This window comes from Arenimonas sp. (assembly GCF_022842045.1).
Taxonomy (GTDB): Bacteria; Pseudomonadota; Gammaproteobacteria; order Xanthomonadales; family Xanthomonadaceae; genus Arenimonas.
Window position 1 is genome coordinate 1 of the sequence record NZ_JALHQI010000003.1, and the last position, 23614, is coordinate 23614.

General features: G+C 69.5%; 21 protein-coding genes. 14 read left to right on the forward strand and 7 right to left on the reverse strand.

Going from position 1 to position 23614, the window contains the following annotated elements:
• The first annotated feature begins 62 nt into the window (after nt 1-62).
• From murG to lpxC, 7 genes are all read left to right on the forward strand, one after another.
• A complete protein-coding gene (gene murG / locus Q0C12_RS01380; RefSeq protein ID WP_290885131.1) occupies nt 63-1139 on the forward strand; it encodes an undecaprenyldiphospho-muramoylpentapeptide beta-N-acetylglucosaminyltransferase in 1077 nt (358 codons plus the stop codon).
• Nucleotides 1139-2572: a UDP-N-acetylmuramate--L-alanine ligase gene (gene murC, locus Q0C12_RS01385; protein WP_290885329.1), complete on the forward strand. Its 1434-nt coding sequence runs from the start codon at nt 1139-1141 to the stop codon at nt 2570-2572. The genes murG and murC overlap by 1 nt, the downstream gene beginning before the upstream one ends.
• Nucleotides 2569-3531: a D-alanine--D-alanine ligase gene (locus Q0C12_RS01390; RefSeq protein WP_290885134.1), complete on the forward strand. Its 963-nt coding sequence runs from the start codon at nt 2569-2571 to the stop codon at nt 3529-3531. Before murC ends, Q0C12_RS01390 begins: the two co-directional genes overlap by 4 nt.
• Nucleotides 3528-4295: a cell division protein FtsQ/DivIB gene (locus Q0C12_RS01395; protein ID WP_290885136.1), complete on the forward strand. Its 768-nt coding sequence runs from the start codon at nt 3528-3530 to the stop codon at nt 4293-4295. The genes Q0C12_RS01390 and Q0C12_RS01395 overlap by 4 nt, the downstream gene beginning before the upstream one ends.
• Nucleotides 4292-5527, forward strand: a complete 1236-nt coding sequence (gene ftsA, locus Q0C12_RS01400; RefSeq protein ID WP_290885139.1) for a cell division protein FtsA — start codon at nt 4292-4294, stop codon at nt 5525-5527. Before Q0C12_RS01395 ends, ftsA begins: the two co-directional genes overlap by 4 nt.
• A gap of 84 nt (nt 5528-5611) precedes the next feature.
• On the forward strand, nt 5612-6841 hold the full coding sequence (ftsZ, locus tag Q0C12_RS01405; RefSeq protein WP_290885142.1) for a cell division protein FtsZ: 1230 nt from the start codon (nt 5612-5614) through the stop codon (nt 6839-6841).
• Nucleotides 6842-7168: 327 nt separating this feature from the next.
• On the forward strand, nt 7169-8080 hold the full coding sequence (gene lpxC / locus Q0C12_RS01410; protein WP_290885146.1) for a UDP-3-O-acyl-N-acetylglucosamine deacetylase: 912 nt from the start codon (nt 7169-7171) through the stop codon (nt 8078-8080).
• A gap of 97 nt (nt 8081-8177) precedes the next feature.
• Here the strand turns inward: lpxC and Q0C12_RS01415 are convergent, their stop codons facing one another.
• A complete protein-coding gene (locus Q0C12_RS01415; protein WP_290885148.1) occupies nt 8178-8681 on the reverse strand; it encodes a DciA family protein in 504 nt (167 codons plus the stop codon).
• Between Q0C12_RS01415 and Q0C12_RS01420 the strand changes: the two genes are divergently transcribed.
• The 3 genes from Q0C12_RS01420 to Q0C12_RS01430 all read left to right on the forward strand — a co-directional run bounded on the left by Q0C12_RS01420 (nt 8671) and on the right by Q0C12_RS01430 (nt 13425).
• Nucleotides 8671-9582, forward strand: a complete 912-nt coding sequence (locus Q0C12_RS01420) for a M23 family metallopeptidase (protein WP_290885152.1) — start codon at nt 8671-8673, stop codon at nt 9580-9582. The genes Q0C12_RS01415 and Q0C12_RS01420 overlap by 11 nt on opposite strands.
• 132 nt (nt 9583-9714) lie before the next feature.
• Complete coding sequence (gene secA / locus Q0C12_RS01425; protein WP_290885155.1) at nt 9715-12459, forward strand: preprotein translocase subunit SecA; 2745 nt, start codon at nt 9715-9717, stop codon at nt 12457-12459.
• Nucleotides 12460-12468: 9 nt separating this feature from the next.
• Complete coding sequence (locus Q0C12_RS01430; protein ID WP_290885158.1) at nt 12469-13425, forward strand: Nudix family hydrolase; 957 nt, start codon at nt 12469-12471, stop codon at nt 13423-13425.
• Nucleotides 13426-13473: 48 nt separating this feature from the next.
• Here the strand turns inward: Q0C12_RS01430 and coaE are convergent, their stop codons facing one another.
• Genes coaE through pilB form a run of 4 tightly spaced genes read right to left on the reverse strand, consistent with a single transcriptional unit; the run spans nt 13474 to nt 17948 of the window.
• Entirely contained in the window at nt 13474-14094 is a 621-nt protein-coding gene (coaE, locus tag Q0C12_RS01435; RefSeq protein ID WP_290885161.1) for a dephospho-CoA kinase, read from the reverse strand.
• A 4-nt stretch (nt 14095-14098) separates the two neighbouring features.
• Entirely contained in the window at nt 14099-14965 is an 867-nt protein-coding gene (locus tag Q0C12_RS01440; RefSeq protein ID WP_290885164.1) for an A24 family peptidase, read from the reverse strand.
• Nucleotides 14966-14969: 4 nt separating this feature from the next.
• Nucleotides 14970-16217 carry a type II secretion system F family protein gene (locus tag Q0C12_RS01445; protein WP_290885167.1) on the reverse strand — a complete coding sequence of 416 codons (1248 nt, stop codon included), beginning with the start codon at nt 16215-16217 and terminating at the stop codon, nt 14970-14972.
• Between the two features lie 3 nt (nt 16218-16220).
• The gene (gene pilB, locus Q0C12_RS01450) at nt 16221-17948 is read right to left on the reverse strand and encodes a type IV-A pilus assembly ATPase PilB (RefSeq protein ID WP_290885170.1); all 1728 of its coding nucleotides are present in this window, start codon (nt 17946-17948) and stop codon (nt 16221-16223) included.
• A gap of 137 nt (nt 17949-18085) precedes the next feature.
• Here pilB and Q0C12_RS01455 point away from each other — a divergent pair, with 137 nt between their 5' ends.
• The 4 genes from Q0C12_RS01455 to Q0C12_RS01470 are packed head-to-tail and all read left to right on the forward strand — an operon-like array spanning nt 18086 to nt 21727.
• A complete protein-coding gene (locus tag Q0C12_RS01455; RefSeq protein WP_290885172.1) occupies nt 18086-18946 on the forward strand; it encodes a glycosyltransferase family 2 protein in 861 nt (286 codons plus the stop codon).
• Nucleotides 18943-19647 carry a class I SAM-dependent methyltransferase gene (locus tag Q0C12_RS01460; RefSeq protein ID WP_290885175.1) on the forward strand — a complete coding sequence of 235 codons (705 nt, stop codon included), beginning with the start codon at nt 18943-18945 and terminating at the stop codon, nt 19645-19647. Before Q0C12_RS01455 ends, Q0C12_RS01460 begins: the two co-directional genes overlap by 4 nt.
• An 11-nt stretch (nt 19648-19658) precedes the next feature.
• On the forward strand, nt 19659-20804 hold the full coding sequence (locus Q0C12_RS01465; RefSeq protein WP_290885178.1) for a glycosyltransferase: 1146 nt from the start codon (nt 19659-19661) through the stop codon (nt 20802-20804).
• Nucleotides 20801-21727 carry a GNAT family N-acetyltransferase gene (locus Q0C12_RS01470; RefSeq protein ID WP_290885181.1) on the forward strand — a complete coding sequence of 309 codons (927 nt, stop codon included), beginning with the start codon at nt 20801-20803 and terminating at the stop codon, nt 21725-21727. Before Q0C12_RS01465 ends, Q0C12_RS01470 begins: the two co-directional genes overlap by 4 nt.
• On the opposite strand, the gene Q0C12_RS01475 is transcribed toward Q0C12_RS01470, so the two are convergent.
• Both Q0C12_RS01475 and Q0C12_RS01480 read right to left on the reverse strand, forming a co-directional pair.
• The gene (locus Q0C12_RS01475; protein WP_290885184.1) at nt 21724-22824 is read right to left on the reverse strand and encodes an FAD-dependent oxidoreductase; all 1101 of its coding nucleotides are present in this window, start codon (nt 22822-22824) and stop codon (nt 21724-21726) included. The two genes, Q0C12_RS01470 and Q0C12_RS01475, sit on opposite strands and share 4 nt — an antisense overlap.
• The gene (locus Q0C12_RS01480) at nt 22821-23576 is read right to left on the reverse strand and encodes a class I SAM-dependent methyltransferase (protein WP_290885187.1); all 756 of its coding nucleotides are present in this window, start codon (nt 23574-23576) and stop codon (nt 22821-22823) included. Before Q0C12_RS01480 ends, Q0C12_RS01475 begins: the two co-directional genes overlap by 4 nt.
• Nucleotides 23577-23614 lie beyond the last annotated feature (38 nt).

A 23614-nucleotide genomic window follows, 5' to 3' on the forward strand; every position in this document is an offset into this window, starting at 1 on the left:
GCGCCGGCGCTGGGCCCGCGCGGTTCGCGCCACCGGATCGAGCCGAAGATGGGAGCCGTGGCATGAGCGGCCCCGTGCTGATCCTCGCCGGCGGCACCGGCGGCCACATCTTCCCGGGCCTGGCCGTGGCGCAGGCGCTGCGCGCGCGCGACGTGCCGGTGCTGTGGCTGGGCGCCGCGGGCGGCATGGAAACGCGGTTGGTGCCGCAGGCCGGCGTGGCGCTGGAGACCATCGCCATCGGTGGCCTGCGCGGCAAGGGCGCCATGACCCTGCTCAAGGCGCCGTTCGTGCTCGCCCGCGCCTGCCTGCAGGCGCTGACGGTGCTGCGGCGGGCCAGGCCGCGCGCGGTGGTCAGCTTCGGCGGCTACGCCGCCGGGCCGGGCGGCCTCTGCGCGTGGCTGCTGCGCCGCCCGCTGCTGGTGCACGAGCAGAACCGCGCGCCCGGCCTGACCAACCGGGTGCTGGCGCGCCTGGCGCGCCGGGTGCTGTGTGGCTTCCCCGGCAGCTTCCCGGGACGCGACACCGCCGACGTCGGCAATCCGGTGCGCCCGGCGATCGCCGCCGTGCCGCCGCCGGCCGAGCGCTTCGCCCGACGCAGCGGCCCGGTCCGGCTGCTGGTGCTTGGCGGCAGCCAGGGCGCCTACGCGCTGAACACCGCGCTGCCGGCCCTGCTGGCGAAGCTGCCCGAGGCGCAGCGGCCGACCGTGCGCCACCAGTGCGGCGAACGCCACGCCGAGGCCTCGCGCCAGGTGTACGCGCAGGCCGGCGTGCCCGCCAGCGTCGAACCGTTCATTGCCGACATGGCCGAGGCCTACGCCTGGGCCGACCTGGTCGTCTGCCGGGCCGGTGCGCTCACCGTGGCCGAGCTTTGCGCCGCCGGCGTCGGCTCGCTGCTGGTGCCGTTCCCGAAGGCGGTGGACGACCACCAGACCCGCAACGCCGAATTCCTGGTCGAGCGCGGCGCGGCCCGACTGCTGCCGGAAGGCGAGGGCTTCGATGCGCGCCTGCTCGACGCGCTCTCGTCGCTGCTGGCCGATGCGCCCGCGCGCCTGGCCATGGCCGAAGCCGCCCGCGCCGCCGCCCGCCCCGATGCGGCCGAGCGCGTTGCCGACCTGGTGCTGAAGGAGGCCCGCGCATGATCCGCCGCCGCCTGCAGGACACCGGCGACCTGGCCCGCGCTTTCCCGCGCGTGCACTTCATCGGCATTGGTGGTGTCGGCATGAGCGGCATCGCCGAGGTGCTGGTGACGCTGGGCTACCAGGTCTCGGGCTCGGACCAGAACGATTCCGCCGCCACCCGCCGCCTGCTGGCGCTGGGCGCCGCCATCCATCGCGGGCACGCGGCGGGCAACATCGCGGGCGCGGATGTGGTCGTGGTGTCGAGCGCGATCCGCGCCGACAACCCCGAACTGGTCGCCGCCCGCGCCGAGCGCATCCCGGTGGTCCCGCGCGCGGAAATGCTGGCCGAGCTGATGCGCTTCAAGCGCGGCATCGCGATCGCCGGCACCCACGGCAAGACCACCACCACCTCGTTGGTCGCCAGCGTGCTCAGCGAGGGCGGCCTGGACCCGACCTTCGTGATCGGCGGCCAGCTGCTCTCGGCCGGCGCCAACGCGCGCCTGGGCGGCGGCCAGTGGCTGGTGGCCGAGGCCGACGAGAGCGACGGCAGCTTCCTGCGCCTGAATCCGCTGGTGGCCGTGGTGACCAACATCGACGCCGACCACCTCGAGAACTACGGCGGCGACTTCGAGCGCGTGAAGGCCGCCTTCAATGAATTCCTGCACCGCCTGCCGTTCTACGGCCTGGCCGTGCTGTGCGTGGACGACGCCGAGGTGGCTGCGCTGGCCGCGGAGACGCCGCGCCACCTGGTCACCTACGGCATCGACCAGCCGGCCGACGTGTTTGCCCGCGACGTGCGCCAGGACGGCGCCTGCATGCGCTTCACCCTGCACCTGCCCGAGAGCGCGCCGCAGGTCGTGACCCTGAACCTGCCGGGTCGCCACAACGTGCTCAATGCGCTGGCCGCGGCCGCGATTGGCTGGCAGCTGGGCGTCGCGCCGGCCGCGATCGCGTCGGCGCTCGAGAAGTTCCAGGGCATCGGCCGCCGCTTCAACCTCAAGGGCGAGCTCGACTTCGGCCGGGGCAAGGCGCTGCTGGTGGACGACTACGGCCACCATCCGAAGGAGCTGGAGGCCGTGTTCGCCGCGGCGCGTGGCGGCTGGCCGCAGCGCCGCCTGGTGGTGGCCTTCCAGCCGCATCGCTACAGCCGTACCCGCGACCTGTTCGACGATTTCGCCGCGGTGCTGTCCAGCGCCGACGCCGTCCTGCTCACCGACGTGTACCCGGCGGGCGAGGCGCCCATCGCGGGCGCCGACGCCAAGTCGCTCGCGCGCGCCATCCGCGCCCGCGGCCGCATCGACCCGGTGCTGGCGGGCGGCGCGCGCGAGCTGCCGCGCGTGCTGGCCGACGTACTGCACGACGGCGACCTGCTGCTGGTGATGGGCGCCGGCGACATCGGCCACGTCGCGGCCGAGCTCGCCCTGCACGGACTCAATGGAGAACCCCAGGCATGACGCCGATCCCCGCCCCGCGCATCACCGACCCGAAGGCCTTCGGCCGCGTCGCCGTCCTGATGGGCGGCACCAGCGCCGAGCGCGAAGTGTCGCTGGAGTCGGGCCGCAACGTGCTCGAGGCGCTGCGCGCCCGGGGCATCGACGCCCAGCCGGTGGACGGCATCCCGGCCCTGCTGGAAGCGCTGCTGGCCAAGCGCTTCGACCGCGTGTTCAACATCCTGCACGGCAACAAGGGCGGCGGCGAAGACGGCACCCTGCAGGGCCTGCTCGAGGCGCTGCGCGTGCCGTACACCGGCTCGGGCGTGCTGGGTTCGGCCCTGGGCATGGACAAGATCCGCACCAAGCAGGTCTGGCTGTCGCTGGGCCTGCCGACGCCGCGCTACGCGCGCCTGGCGCCGGGTGCCAACGTGGTCGAAGCCGCCCGCACGCTCGGCCTGCCCGTGATCGTCAAGCCGTCGTGCGAAGGTTCGAGCGTCGGCGTCTCGCGCGTGTTCGACGAAGCCGGCCTGGCCGCCGCGGTCGACCTGGCCGCGCGCTATCCGGGCGAACTGCTGATGGAGCAGATGATCGTCGGCGGCGAGTTCACGGTCGGCATCCTCGGCGACGTCGCCCTGCCCAGCATCCGCATCGTGCCGGCGGGCGAGTACTACGACTACCACGCCAAGTACGTGGCCGAGGACACGCAGTACCTGTGCCCGGGCCTGGACGGCGAGGCCGAGGCCGCGATCCGCACGCTCGCACTGGCCGCGTTCCGCGCCGCCGGCTGCACCGGCTGGGGCCGCGTCGACGTGATGCGCGATGCCGCTGGCCACAACTACCTGCTCGAGGTGAACACCGCGCCGGGCATGACCAGCCACTCGCTGGTGCCCAAGGCCGCGGGCCAGGTCGGCATCGGCTTCGAAGAACTTTGCTGGCGCGTGCTCGAGACCAGCCTGCCGCGGGAGGACGCCACGCCGTGAACGCCCTGCTGCGCGTCATCGCCTGGACCCTCGCCATCGCCCTGGTGGCGCTGCCCGTGGTCGCCGTGCTCAACGGCTGGATCGCCGGCGAGCGCTGGCCGATGCGCAAGCTGGCCGTGACCGGCGAGTTCGCGCAGGTGGACGAGGCGGCGGTGCGCGAGGCGGTGTTGCCGCTGGTGCAGCGCGGCTTCTTCGCGGTCGACCTGGACCAGGTGCGCGACGCCGTCGCCGGCCTGCCCTGGGTGGAGCGGGTGGAAGTGCGTAAGCGCTGGCCCGACCGCCTCGAGGTCAGCCTGACCGAACACACGCCGGTGGCGCGCTGGACCGACGGCCGCCTGCTGTCCGACGACGGCAAGCTGTTCGCGGCGCCCGAGGGTGCCGGGGCCGGCCTGCCGTTGTTCGAAGGCCCGGAAGGTCGCGCCAGCGAACTAATGTCCTTCCACAGCCTGGCGCGCCCGCTGTTCCTCACCGTCGGCGCCAGGGTCGAGTCGGTGCAGCTCAGCGCCCGCGGCAGCTGGAGCCTGAAGCTCGACGACGGCACCGCGGTCGAAGCCGGCCGCGGCGACCCGCAGGCGCGCCTGGCCCGGTTCGCGCGCCTGCTGCCGAAGCTGCGCGACAACGACCCGCGCGTGCTGGTGCGCGCCGACCTTCGCTACACCAATGGCTTCACCCTGGTCTGGGGCGATCCGCCGCCGGCCATCCCGAACGAAAAAGAGGCGTCGCCCGGCGACGCCGCCGGCCGCACGCAGGAAGGAAACGCATGAATCGCAAAGGCGACAAGTCGCTGATCGTCGGCCTCGACATCGGCACCTCCAAGGTCACCGCCCTGGTGGGTGAATACTCGCCCGGCCAGGAGATCGAGGTGATCGGCATCGGCTCGCACGAATCGCGCGGCATGAAGCGCGGCGTGGTGGTGGACATCGAATCCACCGTCCAGTCGATCCAGCGCGCGGTGGAGGAGGCCGAGCTGATGGCCGGCTGCGAGATCCGCTCGGTCTACGCCTCCATCACCGGCAGCCACACCCAGTGCCGCAATTCGCCCGGCATCGTGCCCGTGGCCGGCGGCGAAGTGACCTACGCCGACCTCGACCGCGTGCTGGAGGCCGCGAAGGCGGTCGCGGTGCCGGCCGACCAGAAGATCCTGCACGCCATCGCACAGGAATACATCGTCGACAACTCGCAGGAAGGCATCCGCAACCCGGTCGGCATGTCCGGCGTGCGGCTCGAGGTGCGCGCGCACCTGGTCACCGGCGCCCAGTCGGCCGCAAGCAACGTGATGAAGTGCGTGCAGCGCTGCGGGCTGCAGGTGGACGACCTGATCCTGAGCTCGCTGGCCTCCAGCACCGCCGTGCTCACCACCGACGAGAAGGAGCTGGGCGTGGTGCTGGTGGACATCGGCGCCGGCACCACCGACATCGCCGTGTTCGTTCAGGGCGCCATTCGCCATTCGGCTTCGCTGCCGATCGCCGGCGACCAGGTCACCAACGACATCGCCCACCTTCTGCGCACGCCCACGCCCGAGGCCGAGCAGATCAAGGTGCGCTACGCCTGCGCGCTGGCGCAGCTGGCCACCGCCGAGGAGTCCATCCAGGTGCCGAGCGTGGGCGACCGCCCGCCGCGCCGCCTGGCCCGCCAGGCCCTCGCCGAGGCGGTGCAGAACCGCTACGAGGAAATCTTCGAGATGGTGCAGGCCGAACTGCGCCGCTCGGGCTTCGAGGAGCTGGTTCGCGCCGGCCTGGTGCTCACCGGCGGCGCCTCGCGGATGGAGGGCGTGGTCGAGCTCGCGGAAGAAATGCTGCACATGCCGGTGCGCGTGGGGATTCCCCAGCACGTCTCCGGCCTGGGCGAAGTGGTGGGCAACCCGGTGCACGCCACCGGCGTCGGCCTGCTGCTGTGGGGCAGCCTGCTGGAACACCCGCGCCGCCCGACGCTGTCGGCGGGCAAGGCGGGAACGATTTGGACGAAGTTCAAGAACTGGTATCGCGGTGAGTTCTGAACGACGTCATTGGCGTAGCGGAACAAGCAACGAACAAGAAAGCACAACAACAACCCCTGGATTCGAATCACGGAGGACGCGGACATGGCACATTTTGAACTGATCGAGAAGTTGGCACCCAATGCGGTAATCAAGGTCATCGGCGTCGGCGGCGGCGGTGGCAACGCCGTGGCGCACATGGTCAACGCGGGCGTGGAGGGCGTGGAGTTCATCACCGCCAACACCGACGCGCAGGCGATCAAGCAGTGCGGCGCCAAGCTGCAGCTGCAGCTCGGCGGCAACGTCACCAAGGGCCTGGGCGCCGGCGCCAATCCCGAGGTCGGCCGCCAGGCCGCGCTCGAGGACCGCGAGCGCATCGTCGAGGCGCTGGAAGGCGCCGACATGGTGTTCATCACCGCCGGCATGGGCGGCGGCACCGGCACGGGCGCCGCCCCGGTCGTGGCGCAGCTGGCCAAGGAGATGGGCATCCTGACCGTCGCGGTGATCACCAAGCCGTTCCCGTTCGAGGGCCGCCGCCGCATGCAGGTGGCGCTCAAGGGCATCGAGGAGCTGAGCCACCACTGCGACTCGCTCATCACCATCCCGAACGAAAAGCTCATCACCGTGCTGGGCCGCCAGGCCACCATGGTGCAGGCCTTCCGTGCCGCCAACGACGTGCTGCTGGGCGCCGTGAAGGGCATCGCCGACCTGATCGTCAGCCCGGGCCTGATCAACGTCGACTTCGCCGACGTCCGCACCGTCATGTCCGAGATGGGCCTGGCGATGATGGGCACCGGCGTCGCCCGCGGCGACGACCGCGCCCAGGCCGCCGCCGAGGCCGCGATCTCCAACCCGCTGCTGGACGAGGTGAACCTGTCCGGCGCCAATGGCGTGCTGGTCAACATCACCGCCGGCCCGGACTTCACCATGGCCGAGTTCGACGAGATCGGCCGCACCATCGAGGACTTCGCCTCCGAGGACGCCACCGTGGTCATCGGCACCTCGCTGGATCCGGACATGCAGGACGAAGTGCGCGTCACCGTGGTGGCCACCGGCCTCAACCGCGGCGTCGTTCGCCAGGCCGCCCCGCGCGCCCCAGAGAAGGAGGTCTACCGCGCCCCGGTCAAGCTGGTGCGCAACGCCAGCACCGGCCAGGTCGACTACGACGCGATGGCCAACGTGACCGCGGCCCCGCCGCAGGCCAATGGCCACATGGGCCTGCGCGCCAGCCGCTCGGCCGAGCCGGCGTCGGCCGCGACCAGCGCGCTGTCGGACTTCCCGACCGACCACAGCTACCTCGACATCCCGGCCTTCCTGCGTCGCCAGGCCGATTGAGTAGAAGGGCGGCCGGCCGCCCGCACCCGACCAGGTGCGGCGGTGCGGTTCGCAGCCGGCCGGCCAGGAAGGTCGCGTCCGGGTAGGGTCCGGTCCCGCTTGCGGGGTTAGACCTGCTGTCCCCAGGGGGTCAGGAAACCTTGACCCGCCGGCCCTGCCGGCGGGTCCTTTTCCGGCCGGAAGGGGCAAGGATGGATACAAAAATGTGAACCAGCTCACGTTTGTTGCTGAAATGGGACGCTGGGAATAATGTTAGGTTTTCGTTTATTGCGCCCTGTGGTATGGTTCGAGCGGTTTTGCGCGCTCCTCCCGGAGAACGCCACAAAAATGATCAGACAAAGAACCCTCAAGAACGTCATCCGCGCCACCGGCGTCGGCCTGCACAGCGGCGAGAAGGTCTACATGACCTTGCGCCCGGCTGCGCCTGATACCGGCATCGTGTTCCGGCGCGTCGACTTCGAATCCCCGATCGAGATCCACGCCAAGGCCGAGAAGGTCGGCGACACCAGCCTGTGCACCGCGCTGGTCGAGGGCAACACCCGGGTCATGACCATCGAGCACCTGCTGTCGGCCATGGCCGGCCTGGGCATCGACAACGCCTACGTGGACCTGTCCACGGCGGAAGTGCCGATCATGGACGGCTCCGCCGGTCCCTTCGTGTTCCTGCTGCAGTCCGCGGGCATCGAGGAGCAGGCCAAGGCCAAGCGCTTCATCCGCATCCTCAAGCCCATCAAGGTCGAGGACGGCGACAAGTGGGCCCGCTTCGAGCCGTTCGAAGGCTTCAAGGTCGGCTTCACCATCGATTTCCAGCACCCCATCTTCAACAAGTCGACCTCGAGCACCGAGATCGACTTCTCGACCACCTCCTTCGTCAAGGAAGTGAGCCGGGCCCGTACCTTCGGCTTCATGAAGGACATCGAGTTCCTGCGCGAGCGCAACCTGGCGCTCGGCGGTTCGATGGACAACGCCATCGTCCTGGACGACTACCGCGTGCTCAACGAGGACGGCCTGCGCTACGAGGACGAGTTCGTGAAGCACAAGATCCTCGACGCCATCGGCGACCTCTACCTGCTGGGCCACAGCCTGATCGGCGCCTTCTACGGCTACAAGTCCGGCCACGCGCTCAACAACCAGCTGCTGCGCACCCTGCTGGCCGATACCTCGGCTTGGGAAGAGGTCACCTTCGAGGATCCGGCCCTGGCGCCGATTTCCTACGCCCACCCCGCCCAGGCGGTGTAAGGCGGCTGTCATCCCGCGGCAGCGGAACGAGACACGGGTCACAAAGTTTGACCCTCCTTTAACGTCTTGTTAACGACTCGACCCGGAGGCCGGGGCATCATGCCCCGTCGGTGCCAGACCGGGACGACGAGGCCAGCCGCAGAAGCTGCGCCCGGAGCTCCGGATCCGAAACCGATTGGGCGGTGGCCCGCAGTGAATCGCGGACTGCCTCGGAGAGTGACCGGGCGGTACCGGTCCCCGTGGGGACGGGCGACACCGGAGTGGACACTTTCACCACGAGCGACCGGCCCCTGAGGCCAGCCGCGGCCGCCGCGCCCAGCAGGGCGTCGGCATGCAGCCGCAGCTTGGCCTTCCAGACCGGCGCGCTCACCAGGAACACCAAGTGCTTGTCATCCACGTTGGCCAGCTTGCATTGGCCGGCCAAGGTGGCGGGGAGACTCTGGCGCAGCAACGGATCCAGCGCAGCCAACCATTTGGCGCGCTCGACCACGTTGGCCAGCCCGGATCCGGCCAGCGCCTCGAGCGCCAGCGGGGGAAGGGCCAGCGACGACGCGGCGCCGCGGACGCGGGTTTTAGGTGGTTCAGACATGATGAATGTCATCATCGCAGCAAAATTCCTCCGGGCGCCAAAAAAACTGGCGTTCGACCAGCCGAAGGTCGCGGGCATCGCGCTGGGCGCCATCGCGCTGGTGCTGGCCACCGCCTTCGGGCTGGGCTACCTGGCGCGCGGCGCCAACGGCGCGGCCCTCCAGGAAATCGCCCGCATGCAGTCCCAGCTCGACGCCCAGGCGCTCGAGCTCACCCAGGCCCGGGAGGAGGCCCAGCGCGAAGTCAACGCCATCGCCGCCCGCGTCGGTGAACTCCAGGCCCAGGCCAACCGCCTCAATGCCCTCGGCGACCGCCTGACCCGGGTCGGCAAGCTCAAGGACGGCGAATTCAACTTCGGCGAACTGCCCGGCCAGGGCGGTGGCGAGGCCGCCGGCGATGTCGCCTCCGGCGACCTGCTCGCCAGCCTCGACCAGCTGCAGGCGCAGTTCGACCACTCCGGCCGCCAGCTCAACGTGCTCGAGGCCCTGCTGTTCGACCAGGACCTCGACGCCAAGCGCACGCCCGCCGGCATGCCGGCGCCGGGCTACATCGTTTCCGGCTACGGCAACCGCAACGACCCCTTCGGCCGCGGACGCGCCCACCACATGGGCATCGACATCGACGCCAACAGCGGCGACCCGATCACCTCCGCCGCCGACGGCGTGGTCAGCTACTCCGGCTGGCGCAACGGCTACGGCAACACCATCGAGATCGACCACGGCAACGGCTTCAAGACCCTGTACGCCCACAACGCGGCGAACCTGGTGAAGGCGGGCGACGTGGTCCGCGCCGGCCAGCTGATCGGCAAGGTCGGCTCCACCGGCCGCTCCACCGGCTCGCACCTGCACTTCGAGATCATGCTCGACGGCCGCCAGGTCAACCCGCGCCAATACCTGGACAAGGTCCGCGGCTGAGCGTCGCGGGCGGGCTTGATAGTCCCGACCCCGTCCCCAAGTTAGACTAGACGGCCGCGACGCCCCTCCTAGGGCTGCCGCGGCCGTTTCATTTCGCGCCCTGCGCGGTCCTTTCCCCTACCGGTTTTCCCCATGCTCAACAGCTTGCTCACCCGCATCTTCGGCAGCCGCAACGATCGACTGCTGCGCCAGTTCCAGAAGAACGTCGCCGCGATCAACGCCCTGGAGCCCGAGCTGGAGCGTCTCAACGACGCCGCCCTGAAGCGCAAGACCGAGGAGTTCCGCGAGCGGGTCGCCAATGGCGCCAGCCTCGATTCGCTGCTGGTCGAGGCCTTCGCCGTCTGCCGCGAGGCCTCGCGCCGCGCGCTCGGCCTGCGCCACTACGACGTCCAGCTGATCGGCGGCATGGTGCTGCATTCCGGCCGCATCGCCGAGATGCGCACCGGCGAGGGCAAGACCCTGGTCGCCACGCTCGCGGTGTACCTCAATGCGCTGGCCGGCAAGGGCGTGCACGTGGTCACCGTCAACGACTACCTGGCCAAGCGCGACTCGGCCTGGATGGGCAAGCTCTACAACTTCCTGGGCCTGAGCGTGGGCGTGGTCTACCCGGGCATGCCGCATTCGGACAAGAAGGGCGCCTACGCCGCCGACATCACCTACGGCACCAACAACGAATACGGCTTCGACTACCTGCGCGACAACATGGCGCTGTCCAAGGACGACCGCTTCCAGCGCGGCCAGTTCTTCGCCATCGTCGACGAGGTCGACTCGATCCTGATCGACGAGGCGCGCACGCCGCTGATCATCTCCGGCCCCGCCGACGACTCCCCGGACCTGTACGTCAAGACCAACCGCATCGTCCCGCACCTGGTCCGCCAGGAGAAGGAAGACGGCGAGGGCGATTACTTCGTTGACGAGAAGGGCAAGCAGGCCCACCTCTCGGAGCAGGGCATGGTCCGCGCCGAGGAGCTGCTGCGCAAGGCCGGCATCATCGGCGAGGACGACACGCTGTACTCGGGCAACAACCTGGCGGTCGTGCACCACCTGAACGCGGCGCTGCGCGCGCACGCGCTGTTCCAGCGCGACGTCGACTACATCGTCCGCGACGGCGAAGTCATCATCGTCGACGAGTTCACCGGCCGCACGCTGGCGGGCCGCCGCTGGTCCGACGGCCTGCACCAGGCCATCGAGGCCAAGGAAGGCGTGCCGATCCAGCGCGAGAACCAGACCCTGGCCTCGATCACCTTCCAGAACTACTTCCGCATGTACGGCAAGCTGGCCGGCATGACCGGCACCGCCGACACCGAGGCCTACGAGTTCCAGACCATCTATGGCCTGGAAGTGGTGGTGATCCCGACCCACCGGCCGATGGTGCGCAAGGACCACCCCGACCTGGTCTACCTCGCGCGCCCGGCCAAGTACGACGCCGTCGTCGAGGACATCAAGGACTGCTACGGCCGCGGCCAGCCGGTGCTGGTCGGCACCACGTCCATCGAGACCTCCGAACTGCTGTCCAGCCAGCTCAAGCAGGCCGGCATCCCGCACGAGGTGCTCAATGCCAAGCAGCATGAACGCGAGGCGCAGATCGTTGCCGACGCCGGCAAGCCCAAGGCCGTCACCATCGCCACCAACATGGCCGGCCGCGGCACCGACATCGTGCTCGGCGGCTCGCTCGAGGCCGAGCTGCACAAGCTGGGCGACGAGGCCACCGAGGCCGACAAGGCCCGCGCCAAGGCCGAGTGGCAGAAGCGCCACGACGAAGTGAAGGCCCTCGGCGGCCTGCACATCATCGGCACCGAGCGCCACGAGAGCCGCCGCATCGACAACCAGCTGCGCGGTCGCGCCGGCCGCCAGGGCGATCCGGGTTCGTCCCGCTTCTACCTCTCGCTCGAAGACAACCTGATGCGCATCTTCGCCGCCGACTGGGTGCAGCGCGCCATGCGCGGCATGGGCATGAAGGAGAACGACGTCATCGAGTCGGGCCTGGTGACCAAGCAGATCCAGAACGCCCAGCGCAAGGTCGAGGCCCACAACTTCGACATCCGCAAGAACCTGCTCGACTTCGACGACGTCGCCAACGACCAGCGCAAGGTCATCTACCAGCAGCGCAACGAACTGCTGGAGTCCGATTCGGTCGAGGACGCCATCGTTGCCATCCGCGAGGACGTGGTCACCGAGATCGTGCGCCGCCACGTGCCGGCCGAGTCGATCGACGAGCAGTGGGACCTGCCCGGCCTCGAGCGCGCGCTGGCCGACGAGTTCGGCCTCGAGGTCGACCTGCAGGGCCCGGCCCGCACCGAGTCGGCGATCGACGACGAGCGCATCCACGACCTGGCCCAGGAAGCCGCGGCGCGCATGTTCGAGGCCAAGCAGGCCCAGCTCGGCCCCGAGATGATGCGCAGCCTGGAAAAGCACCTGATGCTCAACGTGCTCGACCAGAACTGGAAGGAGCACCTGGCCCGCATGGATTACCTGCGCCAGGGCATCCACCTGCGCGGCTTCGCCCAGAAGCAGCCCAAGCAGGAGTACAAGCGCGAGAGCTTCGAGCTCTTCGGCGACATGCTGTCGAAGGTGAAGCTGGAGGTGGTGTCGCTGCTGGCCCGCGTCCGCATCCGCAACGAGGAAGAGGTCGCGGCCATGGAAGCGGCCGAGCGCCAGCGCCTCGCCGCCAAGGCCCAGCAGATGCAGTTCCAGCATCCCGAGACCGGCGGCTACGGCGCCGACGAGGAAGCCGCCGAGGCCCAGGCGCAGGCCGCCCGCGGCGAAGGCGTGCTGGCCAGCCCGACGGTCCGCGAGGAGCCCAAGGTCGGCCGCAACGATCCCTGCCCCTGCGGCAGCGGCAAGAAGTACAAGCAGTGCCACGGGCGCCTGGACTGATCCCGGCGCATGCCCGGCGACCGACCTAAACCCCCGGTGCACGTGGTCGCGGCCGTCCTGCGGGACGCCCGCGGCCGGATCCTGCTGGCCCGCCGCACCGCCGGCCGCGACCTGGCCGGCGCCTGGGAGTTCCCCGGCGGCAAGGTCGAACCCGGCGAAACCCCGCTGCAGGCGCTGGACCGCGAGCTGCAGGAAGAACTGGGCATCCGCATCGGCCCGGCCCGGCCGCTGGTCTCGGTGCCGCAGGCCTATCCCGGCAAGCGCATCGTCCTGGACGTCTACGAAGTCGACCAGTTCGAGGGCACCGCCCGCGGGCTGGAGCGCCAGGCCCTGGCCTGGGCCCCGCTTGAGAAGCTGGCCAGCTACCCGATGCCGCCCGCCGACCGCCCGGTGGTGGCGGCGCTGACGGCGCCCGACCGATATCTGATCACCCCCGAGCCCACGGATCGCCCGGGCTTCCTGTCGAAGTTGGACAAGGCCCTGGCCGCCGGTGCCCGCCGCATCCAGCTGCGGGCCAGGGCGATGGCCCCGGCCGAGCTGGCCATCCTGGCCCGCGACGCCCAGGTCCGCTGCCGCGCCAAGGGCGCCCAGCTGCTGCTCAACGGCGAGCCCGGGCTGGCCGCCGAGCTGGGCCTGGGGCTGCACCTGCGTTCGGCCCAGTTAATGGCCCTGTCCGCACGCCCGGTGCTGGCCGCGGGCCAGCCCGTGGCCGCGTCCTGCCATGACGCCGCGGAGCTGGCACAGGCCGAGCGCCTGGGTCTGGATTTCGTGGTGCTCGGGCCGGTCCGCGCGACCGACTCGCATCCCGATGCCGCGCCTCTGGGCTGGGACGCGTTTGCCGCGCTGCGAGAGGGCGTGTCGCTGCCCATCTACGCCCTGGGCGGCATGAAGCCCGCCGACGCGGCCGTGGCGCGCCGGCATGGCGGGCAGGGCGTGGCGGGGATTCGCGGCCTTTGGCCGAAGTGAAGTTTCGTTACTGAAGTCCCTCCTACCGCGCCTCGCGTAGGGGGGACTTCAGTCCCGAAGCTTCTGTGCCAGGGCCAGGTACCGCGGGTGCAGCTTCCGCACCGCCGCCACCAGTTCCTCGACCGAACCATCATTCACGATCACGTCGTCCGCGATCGCGAGGCGCTGTTCCCGGCTGGCCTGGGCCGCCACCATCCGGCTCGCCAACGCCGCCTCGAGCTGGTCGCGCTGCACCAGTCGCGCCTGCTGGACCGCGCGGGGCACGTCCACCACCAGGATGCGGTCCAGCCAGGGGTAACTGTCGCGGCCGCCCCCTTCCGCCAGCAGCGGGATCGCGACTACGGCGTAGGCGCCCGGGGCGGCGGCACAAGCCGTCTTGAGCCAGGTGCGGATGCGGGGATGCAGCAGGGCCTCGAGGTCGCGCTTGGCGGCCGGATCGGAAAACACCCGTCGCCGCATCGCGACCCGGTCCAGTTGCCCATCGGGCAGCAGGCTGCCGGCGCCGAAGCGCGCCACGATGTCCTGTAGCGCCGGCTGTCCCGGCGCGACGACCTCCCGCGCGGCGACATCGGCATCCACCACGGACACGCCCAAGGCCTCGAAGGCGCGCGTGGCCTCGGACTTGCCCGAAGCCACGCCGCCGGTCACGGCGACCAGGGTCGTGGCCATGGCGTCAGTTCAGGCCAGAGAGGTCGCGGTAGGCCTGGATCAGCTGGGCGCCCCACAGCAGCTGCACCCAGCCGGCGGCCGCGAGGTAGGGGCCGAACGGGATCGGCGTGGCGCGGTCGGCGCCGCGCCAGGTGATCCACAGCGTGCCGACCACCGCGCCGATCAGCGAAGAGATCAGCACGATCGGCAGGATCGCGGTGGCGCCGCACCACGCGCCCAAAGCCGCCAGCAGCTTGAAGTCACCGTAGCCCATGCCTTCCTTGCCGGTCAGCCACTTGAACAGCTTGTAGACCGTCCAGAGGCTGAGGTAGCCGGCGATGGCGCCGAAGATGGCCTGGCTGGGCGAAGTGAACAAGGTCACCGTGGACAGGCCCAGGCCGATCCAGAGCAGGCCCAGCGTGAGCTGGTCGGGCAGCAGGGTGGTGCGCAGGTCGATGCCGGCCAGCGCGACCAGGAAGCCGGTGAACACCATGGCGGCCAGCGCCTCGGGCCCGGCGCCGAAGCGCCAGACGCAGGCGGCGAACAGCAGGCCCGTGACCAGTTCGACCGCCGGGTACTGGATCGAGATCGCGCCGCCGCAGCCGCGGCACCGGCCCCGGAGCGCCAGCCAGCTCAGCACCGGGATGTTCTCCCAGGGCGCCAGCTTGTGGCCGCACTTGGGGCAAGCCGAACCCTGCACGACGATGCCGGGCGGGGCCGGCTCGTAGGGTTCGGGCAGCTCCAGCATTTCGCGGCTGGACTTGCGCCATTCCCACTCCAGCCAGGGCGGCAGGCGCAGTATGACGACGTTGAGGAAGCTGCCGACCAGCAGCCCGAACAGGAGGGCCAGGCCGAGCGCGAGGCCCGGCGTGGCCTGGATCAGCTCGAGCATCGGGTCAGCCGACGGTCGCGGCCAGCTTGAAGATCGGCAGGTACATGCCGATGACCATGCCGCCGACCAGCACGCCGATGACCACCATGATGAAGGGCTCGATCAGGCTGGCGAGCGCGTCCACGGAGTTGTTCACTTCCTGCTCGTAGAACTCGGCCACCTTCAGCAGCATGGTGTCCAGCGCGCCGGCCTCTTCGCCGATGGCGGTCATCTGAACCACCATGTGCGGGAAGACGTTGACCTGCTTCATCGCGACATTGAGCTGGTAGCCCACCGAGACGTCGTCGCGGATGCGCATGACGGCCTCGTTGTAGACGATCGAGCCGGTGGCGCCGCCGACAGTCTCCAGCGCCTCCACCAGCGGCACGCCGGCCTTGAAGGTCAGGGCCAGGGTGCGGGCGAAGCGGGCGATGGCCGACTGGTGCAGGATCATGCCGATCACCGGCAGCTTCAGCATCAGGCGGTCGACGTTGCGCTCGAGCGCAGGCGAACGCTTGTAGATGAAGAGGAAGCCGAAGACGATGCCCACCACGATCGCCAGCACCAGCCACCACCACGCCGTCAGGAAGCGCGAGGCGTTGACGATCATCTGGGTGAAGGCGGGAAGGTCGGCGCCGAAGCCCTTGAACACTTCCTCGAACTGCGGCACCACGTAGATCAGCAGCACGGCGCTGACCAGGATCGCCACCGCGATCACGGCCGCCGGGTAGAACAGCGCTTTCTTGATCTTGCCCTTCAGCGCCTCGGTGCGCTCCTTGTAGGTGGCCACCGTGTCCAGGACGGTATCCAGCACGCCGGCGCCTTCGCCGGCACGGGTGAGGTTGCGGTAAAGCGAGTCGAACTGGACCGGGTGCCGGGCCATGGCCTCGCTGAGCGAGCTGCCGCCGGCGATGGAGTCGCGGATGTCGAGCAGCATGTCGCGCATGCGCGGGTTCTTCTGGCCACCGGCCAGGATCTCGAAGCTCTGCACCATCGGCACGCCGGCCTGCAGCATGGTGGCGATCTGGCGGCTGAAGACCGAGATGTCCTGGGCGCTGATGGCCTTGCCGCTGGCGCCGAACAGCGGTTTGGACTTGGTGCGCACCACCGTGGGGTTGATGCCCTGCTTGCGCAGCTCGGCCTTGAGCAGGTTGGCGTTCTTGGACGTGGTCTCGCCCTTCATCTTGACACCGCGCTTGTCGGTGCCCTCCCAGATGAACTGTTCCATCGCGTTGGTGCGCTGGGGGGGAGTTTTGGCAGCGGTCGTCGCCATGGCTTAGTCCTTCGTCACGCGGTTGATTTCGGCCAGGCTGGTGACGCCCTGCCTGGCCTTGTAGAGGGCGGACTGCCGCAGGTCGCGGACGCCGGCGTCCTGCGCGGCCTGGGCGATCTGCAGGGCGTTGCCGCCCTCGAGGATGATCGACTGGATGTTCTCGGCCATCGGCATGACCTGGTAGATGCCGACGCGGCCCTTGTAGCCGTCGTTGCAGTCTTCGCAGCCGCCCGGCTCGTAGAGGTTGATGCCGGCCTTGATGTCCTCCTGGGTGAAGCCTTCGGCCAGCAGGGCGTTCTCCGGCAGGCTGATGGGCTTCTTGCAGGCATCGTGCAGCCGGCGCGCCAGGCGCTGGGCGATGATGATGGTGACCGACGAGGTGATGTTGTAGGGCGCGATGCCCATGTTCATCAGGCGCGACACCGTCTGCGGGGCGTCGTTGGTATGCAGGGTGGAGAGCACCAGGTGGCCCGTTTGCGCGGCCTTGACCGCGATCTCCGCGGTCTCGAGGTCGCGGATCTCGCCGACCATGATCACGTCCGGGTCCTGGCGCAGGAAGCTGCGCAGGGCCGCGGCGAAGGTCATGCCCTTCTTGACGTTCATCTGCACCTGGTTGATGCCCGGGACCCGGATTTCGACCGGGTCCTCGGCGGTGGAGATGTTGCGCTCCTCGGTGTTGAGGATGTTCAGGCCGGTATAGAGCGACACCGTCTTGCCCGAGCCGGTGGGGCCGGTGACCAGGATCATGCCGTAGGGCTTGGCCAGGGCGTCGAGGTAGAGCTTCTTCTGGTCTTCCTCGTAGCCCAGCTTGTCGATGCCCAGCTTGGCCGCGCTGCCGTCGAGCAGGCGCAGCACCACCTTCTCGCCGAACAGCGTGGGGCAGGTGGACACGCGGAAGTCCATCTGCTTGGTCTTGGAGATGTTGAGCTTGATGCGGCCGTCCTGCGGCAGGCGGCGCTCGGCGATGTCGAGCTGGGCCATGACCTTCAGGCGCGCGGTGATGCGCGGGTGCAGCTTCACCGGGGCCTTGGCGACGCCGCGCAGGATGCCGTCCATGCGCAGGCGGACCCGGAACTCGGTCTCGTAGGGTTCGAAGTGGATGTCGGAGGCGCCGCGCTTGATGGCATCCAGCAGCACCTTGTTGACGAAGCGCACCACCGGGGTGTCGTCGCCGCCCTTGGTGTCGGCGAGGTTGTCGGGGGCATCGTCGTCGCCGCCGGTGGACTCGAGGTTCTCGAGGCCCTCGTCGTCGCCCATGCTGTCGCCCATGCTGTCGGAGGCGGTGAGCGCCTGCTCGATGCTGCGGCGGAGCTTGTCCTCGTCGACCAGGATCGGCTCGACGGTGAGGTTGGCGGCGAACTTGATCTCGTCCAGCGCCCGGGTGTTGGTCGGGTCGGCGATGCCCACGAACAGCCGGTTGCCGCGCTTGAACAGGGGCAGCGCCTGGTGCTTGGTGATCAGCTCTTCGCTGACGAGCTTGGTGGCGGCCTGGCCCAGGTCCAGCGCGGCGCTGTCGAAGAGGGGCATGCCGAACTCGACGGCATTGGCGCCGGCGATGTGGGCGCTGGTGACCAGCTTCTTTTCGAGCAGGTAGAGGTGGATGGGCCGCTTCTGCTTGCTGGCCTCGTCCAGGGCCTTGCGCGCGTCGGCCTCGCCCAGGACGCCGTCCAGCACGAGGCGCCGGGCAATGCCGGTAATGCCCACCAAGTTGGCGGTCGCGTTGGCGTTCACTCTGCTCCCCAGAGACGCACTGATGCGTCAACTGTACCCGAAAAACTGCCGCTGGCCAGCCTCTTGCGAGACGTTCTTATAGTCAGGAGGGGGGTGGGATCAAGTAAGCTTGGACTCGGGTCCATTCAGGGGTGGCCATGAAGGTCAGCGTGGTGTTGCCTGCCAAGAACGAGGCCGAGGGTCTGCGGCGGACACTGCCGGCCCTGGCACAGGCCCTGCCCGGGGCCGAGCTGATCGTGGTGGACGACGGTTCCACGGACGAGACGGCCGCCGTGGCGGCCTCGCTGGGGGCCAGGGTGCTGTCTTCACCGTACTCCATGGGCAATGGCGCGGCCATCAAGCGGGGTGCGCGGGCCGCCAGCGGCGAGGTCATCGTGTTCATGGACGCCGACGGCCAGCACGATCCGGCCCATATTCCCCGGCTGCTGGCCCGCCTCGAAGCCGGCTACGACATGGTGGTCGGCGCCCGCGACGGCAGCGGCCAGGCCAGCCTGGGCCGCAGCCTTGCCAACCGGCTCTACAACCGCCTGGCCAGCTGGATGACCAACCACGACGTGAAGGACCTGACCTCCGGTTTCCGGGCCGTGCGGGCCGACCGCTTCCGCGAGTTCCTGCACCTGCTGCCCAACGGCTTCAGCTACCCCACCACCAGCACCATGGCCTTCTTCCGCAGTGCCTACCCGGTGGACTACGTGCCCATCCGGGTGGACAAGCGGGTGGGCACGGCGAGCCACATCCGGCCGCTGCGGGACGGGGTGCGTTTCCTGCTGATCATCTTCAAGATCGCGACCCTTTACTCGCCGCTGAAGCTTTTCGCGCCGGTGGGTGCGGGGTTCTTCCTGCTCGGGGCCGGCTACTACACCTATACCTTCGTGACCCAGGGGCGGTTCACGAACATGAGCGCGCTGCTGTTCAGTGCCGCCGTCATCGTGTTCCTGATCGGGCTGGTGTCCGAGCAGATCACGTCGCTGACCTACAATCGCCCGTCGCGGCCATGAGCCGGCTGAGGTCCCTGGCGCGTCATGTCGCCAGAACCCCGCTGCATCCGCAGTGGCTTCTGGGTCGGCGGCGCGCGCCGGAGGGCCTGAAGGGCATTGCGGGCAAGGTGCTGGACATCGGTGCTGGCGATCGCTGGATCGAGGCGGAGCTGCCGGCAGGGGCTCGGTACGTTTCGCTGGATTACCCCTCGACCGGTCGCGATCTTTACGGCGCCCGACCCGAGGTTTTCGCCGATGCCGCTGCGCTTCCGTTCCCGGACGGGACGTTCGATGCGGTGGTTTGCCTCGAGGTGCTCGAGCACGTGCCCGACCCCGCGCGCGTGCTTCACGAGGTCGGCCGGGTGCTCAAGCCCGGCGCGCGGGCCTGGCTGTCCATGCCGTTCCTGTACCCGCTGCACGACGCGCCCTTTGATTTCCAGCGGTACACCGAGCACGGCATCCGCCGCGATGCACGCGCCGCCGGACTGGAGGTGGTGTCACTCGCCCCGGGGCTGCACGCGCTTCGCAGCGCGGGGTTGCTGGTGAACCTTGCATTGGCCGGTGGCGCCGCTTCAGGGCCGGCGTGGCGCACCGCACTGCTGGCAATTCCGGTGGCCGTGGCGGTGCTGTCGGTGAACCTCGGTTGTTTCCTCTTGAGCCTGGCGTGGCCGGACTGGCCTGCACTGACTGCCGGGCATGCCTTCGAGCTGCGGCGGCCGTGAGCGGGCGCGGCTTGCTGCTGATCACTACGTCCTATCCGCAGATGGCGGATGGCAGCGAAGCCGCGGGAGCCTTCGTCGCCGACTTCGCCGAAGCAGCGGCCAGGCATGTGCCCGTGCGCGTGGTGGCACCGGGGAACATGGAGTGCCGTGAGGCCGGTCCCGGTGGGATCGAGGTGTTCCGGTTCGCCGCGCCGGGCAAGCCACTGTCGCTTCTTTCGCCCGCGCGCCCCACGGATTATCCGGCGATCCTCCGCACGCTGGTCTCGTTGCGCCGCCAGACCTTGCGGGCCGGGAGCGATGGCGCGGTCGGGCATACGCTCGCGCTATGGGTGCTGCCCTCGGGCTGGGCCGCCCGCGTCCTGTCCCGAGCCCGTGGCGTTCCCTATTCCGTGTGGGCCTTGGGCAGTGACATCTGGAGCCTGGGTCGACTGCCGGGCGTTCGCGGGTTGCTGCGCAACGTGATCCGCAACGCCTCTTTCCGGTTCGCGGATGGGCTCCAACTGGGCGAAGATGCCGCACGCATCGCGGGTCGTGGCTTCGGGTTCCTTCCCAGCAGCCGGCGGCTGGATCGGTTACGGACCCGGCCCTTGGCGGAAGAGGGGCCGTACCGCCTGCTGTTCCTGGGTCGTTGGCACCCCAACAAGGGCATCGACCTTCTGCTTGACGCGCTGGCGCAGCTGGAGGAGTCGGACTGGGGACGCATCCGCGAGGTCCATGTCGCCGGGGGCGGTCCACTTGAGGCCGAGGTCAGGGCAGGGGTGCGGGCACTGGTTTCGGCCGGTCGGCCAGTGCGACTGGACGGATTCCTCGACAAGGCCGCGGCGTCGGCGGCGCTGGAAGCCGCGGACTTCCTGCTGCTGCCTTCCCGCATCGAAAGCATCCCCGTGGTCTTTTCCGATGCGCTGGCGATGCGGCTGCCGGTGGTGGCGATGCCAGTGGGCGATCTCCCGGGGCTGTTGCAAGGAGCCGATCTGGGCGAGATCGCCGGCGAGGTGACGGCGACTGCATTCGCCCGCGCGCTGTCCCGGGCGATTTCCAAGGCCCCGGTGCATCGTGCGGGGCACCTGGCCGTCGCGGCTGCGCGCTTCGACGTCGGCGAGGCGGCGCGCGCCTTCCTCGATGCCGCGGGACTCCTGCCCACGGAGCCGGAGCCGTGAGTCATTGGCGCACGGACGATGACGCGGTGCGTCGGGCGCAGGCCTGGGCGGATTCGTCGGGGCGCCTGTTCTCGTCCGTAGCCTGGGGCCATGTGCTGGGCGCGCTCGGGGCGCAGCCGCGATACGCCTGGAACGAGGCGCTCGGCGAGGGAATGATGGTGCCCGTATTCCGGCGAGGGCCACTGAAGGTGGGATTCCTCGGCTTCCCCGTGGTGCCGCGTTGCGTGGGCGACCTGCCGCTTGCGTTCGTCCCGCCGCTCGCCGAAAGACTGGGGCTGCACATCGTGCGGGTGAACCAGCCAATGGCTGGCGAAGCGGTGGCCTCCGGCCTCCCGGGGCTCGTCCAGCCCGACGCCTGGATCGACGATCTCGGCGCCTGGCGCGAGGATGCCAGCAGGCGTCGCGTACGTGACCTGGCGCATGCGCGTCGGGCGGGGGGGTCGCTGGCCTTCATCGAGGGACCTTGTGCGCCACGCGATCTGCATGGCCTGTATGCGGCGGTCGTACGTGCGCATCGCGGAACCGCCCGTTACAGCGCCGCATACTTCGAACGGCTGCTGTCCATGCCCGGGGATCGGGTGCGGGTGGTCCACGCGCTGGATCCGCAGGGCAGCCTGGCCGGTGCCGCCGTGCTGGCGATGGACGGGGACACTGGCTATTACCTGCATGCCGCGGTTTCGGCGGCGGCCCGACCGCTGGGGGTCAGTGATGAACTGCTGTCGCGACTGATCGCCATCGCCCGTCGCCAGGGACTCTCGCGGTTCAACCTGATGGCATCGCCCGCGAACCAACCGGGATTGCTGCGGTTCAAGGCAAAGTGGGCCGATCGCGAAGGCGTGGTGCTGACCCGCGACTATGGCCAGGGCTGGCTGGGGCGGGTCGCCGTCGGCGTCAATGCCGCGCTTTCCCGGCTCAACCGCTAGGCCGGCCGACGCCGCAGCTGGGCCGCAATGCCGGCGGCGTCGCTACGGATGCCGCGGATGGTGCGGCTTCGATAATTCATGCGGTTGTCGAGGCCGAGGAAATACAGCCCCGGCACGCCGTCCGCCTGCCATCGGATGCAGGCCGGCAGGTCGTCTTCCAGCCTCCTGATGGGGAGGGACTGCAGCGCGGGCAGCGCCGGACGGTAGCCGGTCGCCAGCAGGATGACGCCGGGCTCAAGGCTGCTTCCGTCCCGGAAAGTCACCCGTCCCTCGCGAACCGCGGTGATCTCCGGGTGCGCCATGACTTGCCCGCTCTCGACCATTTGGCGTGACCTGCCGCCGTCCATGACCGGGAACGATGGCGCGCGCAGTTCCGGCTTGAACTTCATCAGCAGCTCCTCGTAGAAGTAGTAGATGAAGTCCTTGGCGTTCCCGAGCAGGCCGTCCCGCCTGAACTCGACCGGCTGACGCGTCGAGAGCGCGACGGATAGTCCGCTATCCGCGAGTTCGACCATGAGCTGTCCGGCGCTGATGCGTCGGCCGACGATCAGCGCAGGCTTTCCGGCGCACAGTCGCGCGATCGCCTCTGTCCCGGGGTAGCTGGCGGCGTGTACTACCGGGATCGACCCATCATGCTGCGGCGCAGGCACCGGCCCGACGGGGTTGGAGAAGTACCCGGTCGCGATTATCACGGCCCGGCAGTGCAGCTGACCCTTGCTGGTCGCGAGTACGAACGGAGCCCCGTCACCCCCGGGGCGGTCTATGGCGTCTACCCGGCAGCCGCCGAGCACCTCGATGCCGTGGCGCCTGGCGAACGCCGCCAGGTAGGTGGCGTAGTCCGCCGCCGAGACCATGGAAAACGGCCAGTGGCGAAGGACGTCACGAAAGGAAAGTACGTTGGTCCACCAAGGGCTCACGAGATGCAAGGTCGCCGGCATGTTCCGCCACGATTCCCCCAGGTCGCCTTGGTCCAGCACGAGGTGTTCGATGCCGTGGTGGCGCAGCTGGCGCGAAGCCGCCAGGCCACCCGGCCCCGCACCCACCACGATCACCGGGAACACGTGTTCCCGCGTCGCATTACCCGCGCCGGCCGTCATGGCGGAGCCGGGGAATCGACCGACAACACGAATCGCACGTCGCAGTAGTCCCAGGGAAGCACGCCCAGCCATCGGCCGATGCGTCGCTCCCACCGTGCGACGGACTCGTGGTGCCGCTCGCTCAGCCAACCGTAGCGGATCGCGTAGGTCATCGGCAGGCGTCCGTATCGAACGATGGCCGTCTCCTCCACGCGGAAACCCGCGGCATTGAAGAGAGCGATGAAGCCCTCGATGGTTCGCCGGTGTTGCCAGGCCGTCCTGTCCACGGTGGGTCGACGACGGACCTGTTCGATGGCAACGAACCTGCCGCCCGGCACCAGGGAGGCCCTGATCTGCACCAGCAGATGGTGCAGTTCGGCATCGTCGAGGATGTGGTTGAGCACCACCCAGGTCACGGCCGCCTTGAAGGAAGCTGCCCGGACGGGCAGGTGCCGGCCGTCATAACGAACGAAGGCGGACTTCCGGCCCAAGTTCCTTTCACCCGTCCGCTTCAGCAGCCCCATCGAGATGTCCACGCCCAGCGTCCAGCAGCCGGTGACGGACAACTGGGAGGAGATGCCGCCATTGCCGCAGCCGAAGTCCAGCACCACGTCGTCCTGGCTGAGCAGGGGCCGGACCGCTTCGAGGATGGCGGCATTCCGCAGTCTGGCGATGTAGCGGTTCTTCCTGCCCGGCAAGTCGTTGGGGTCGATGACCGCTGCATCGAGCTCGGCTGCGGCAAGCTGGTCCCATCTTTCAACCTGGCCGTGCATCGTCACTCCTGGGTGTCGCCGGTATTTCGCCACAACCC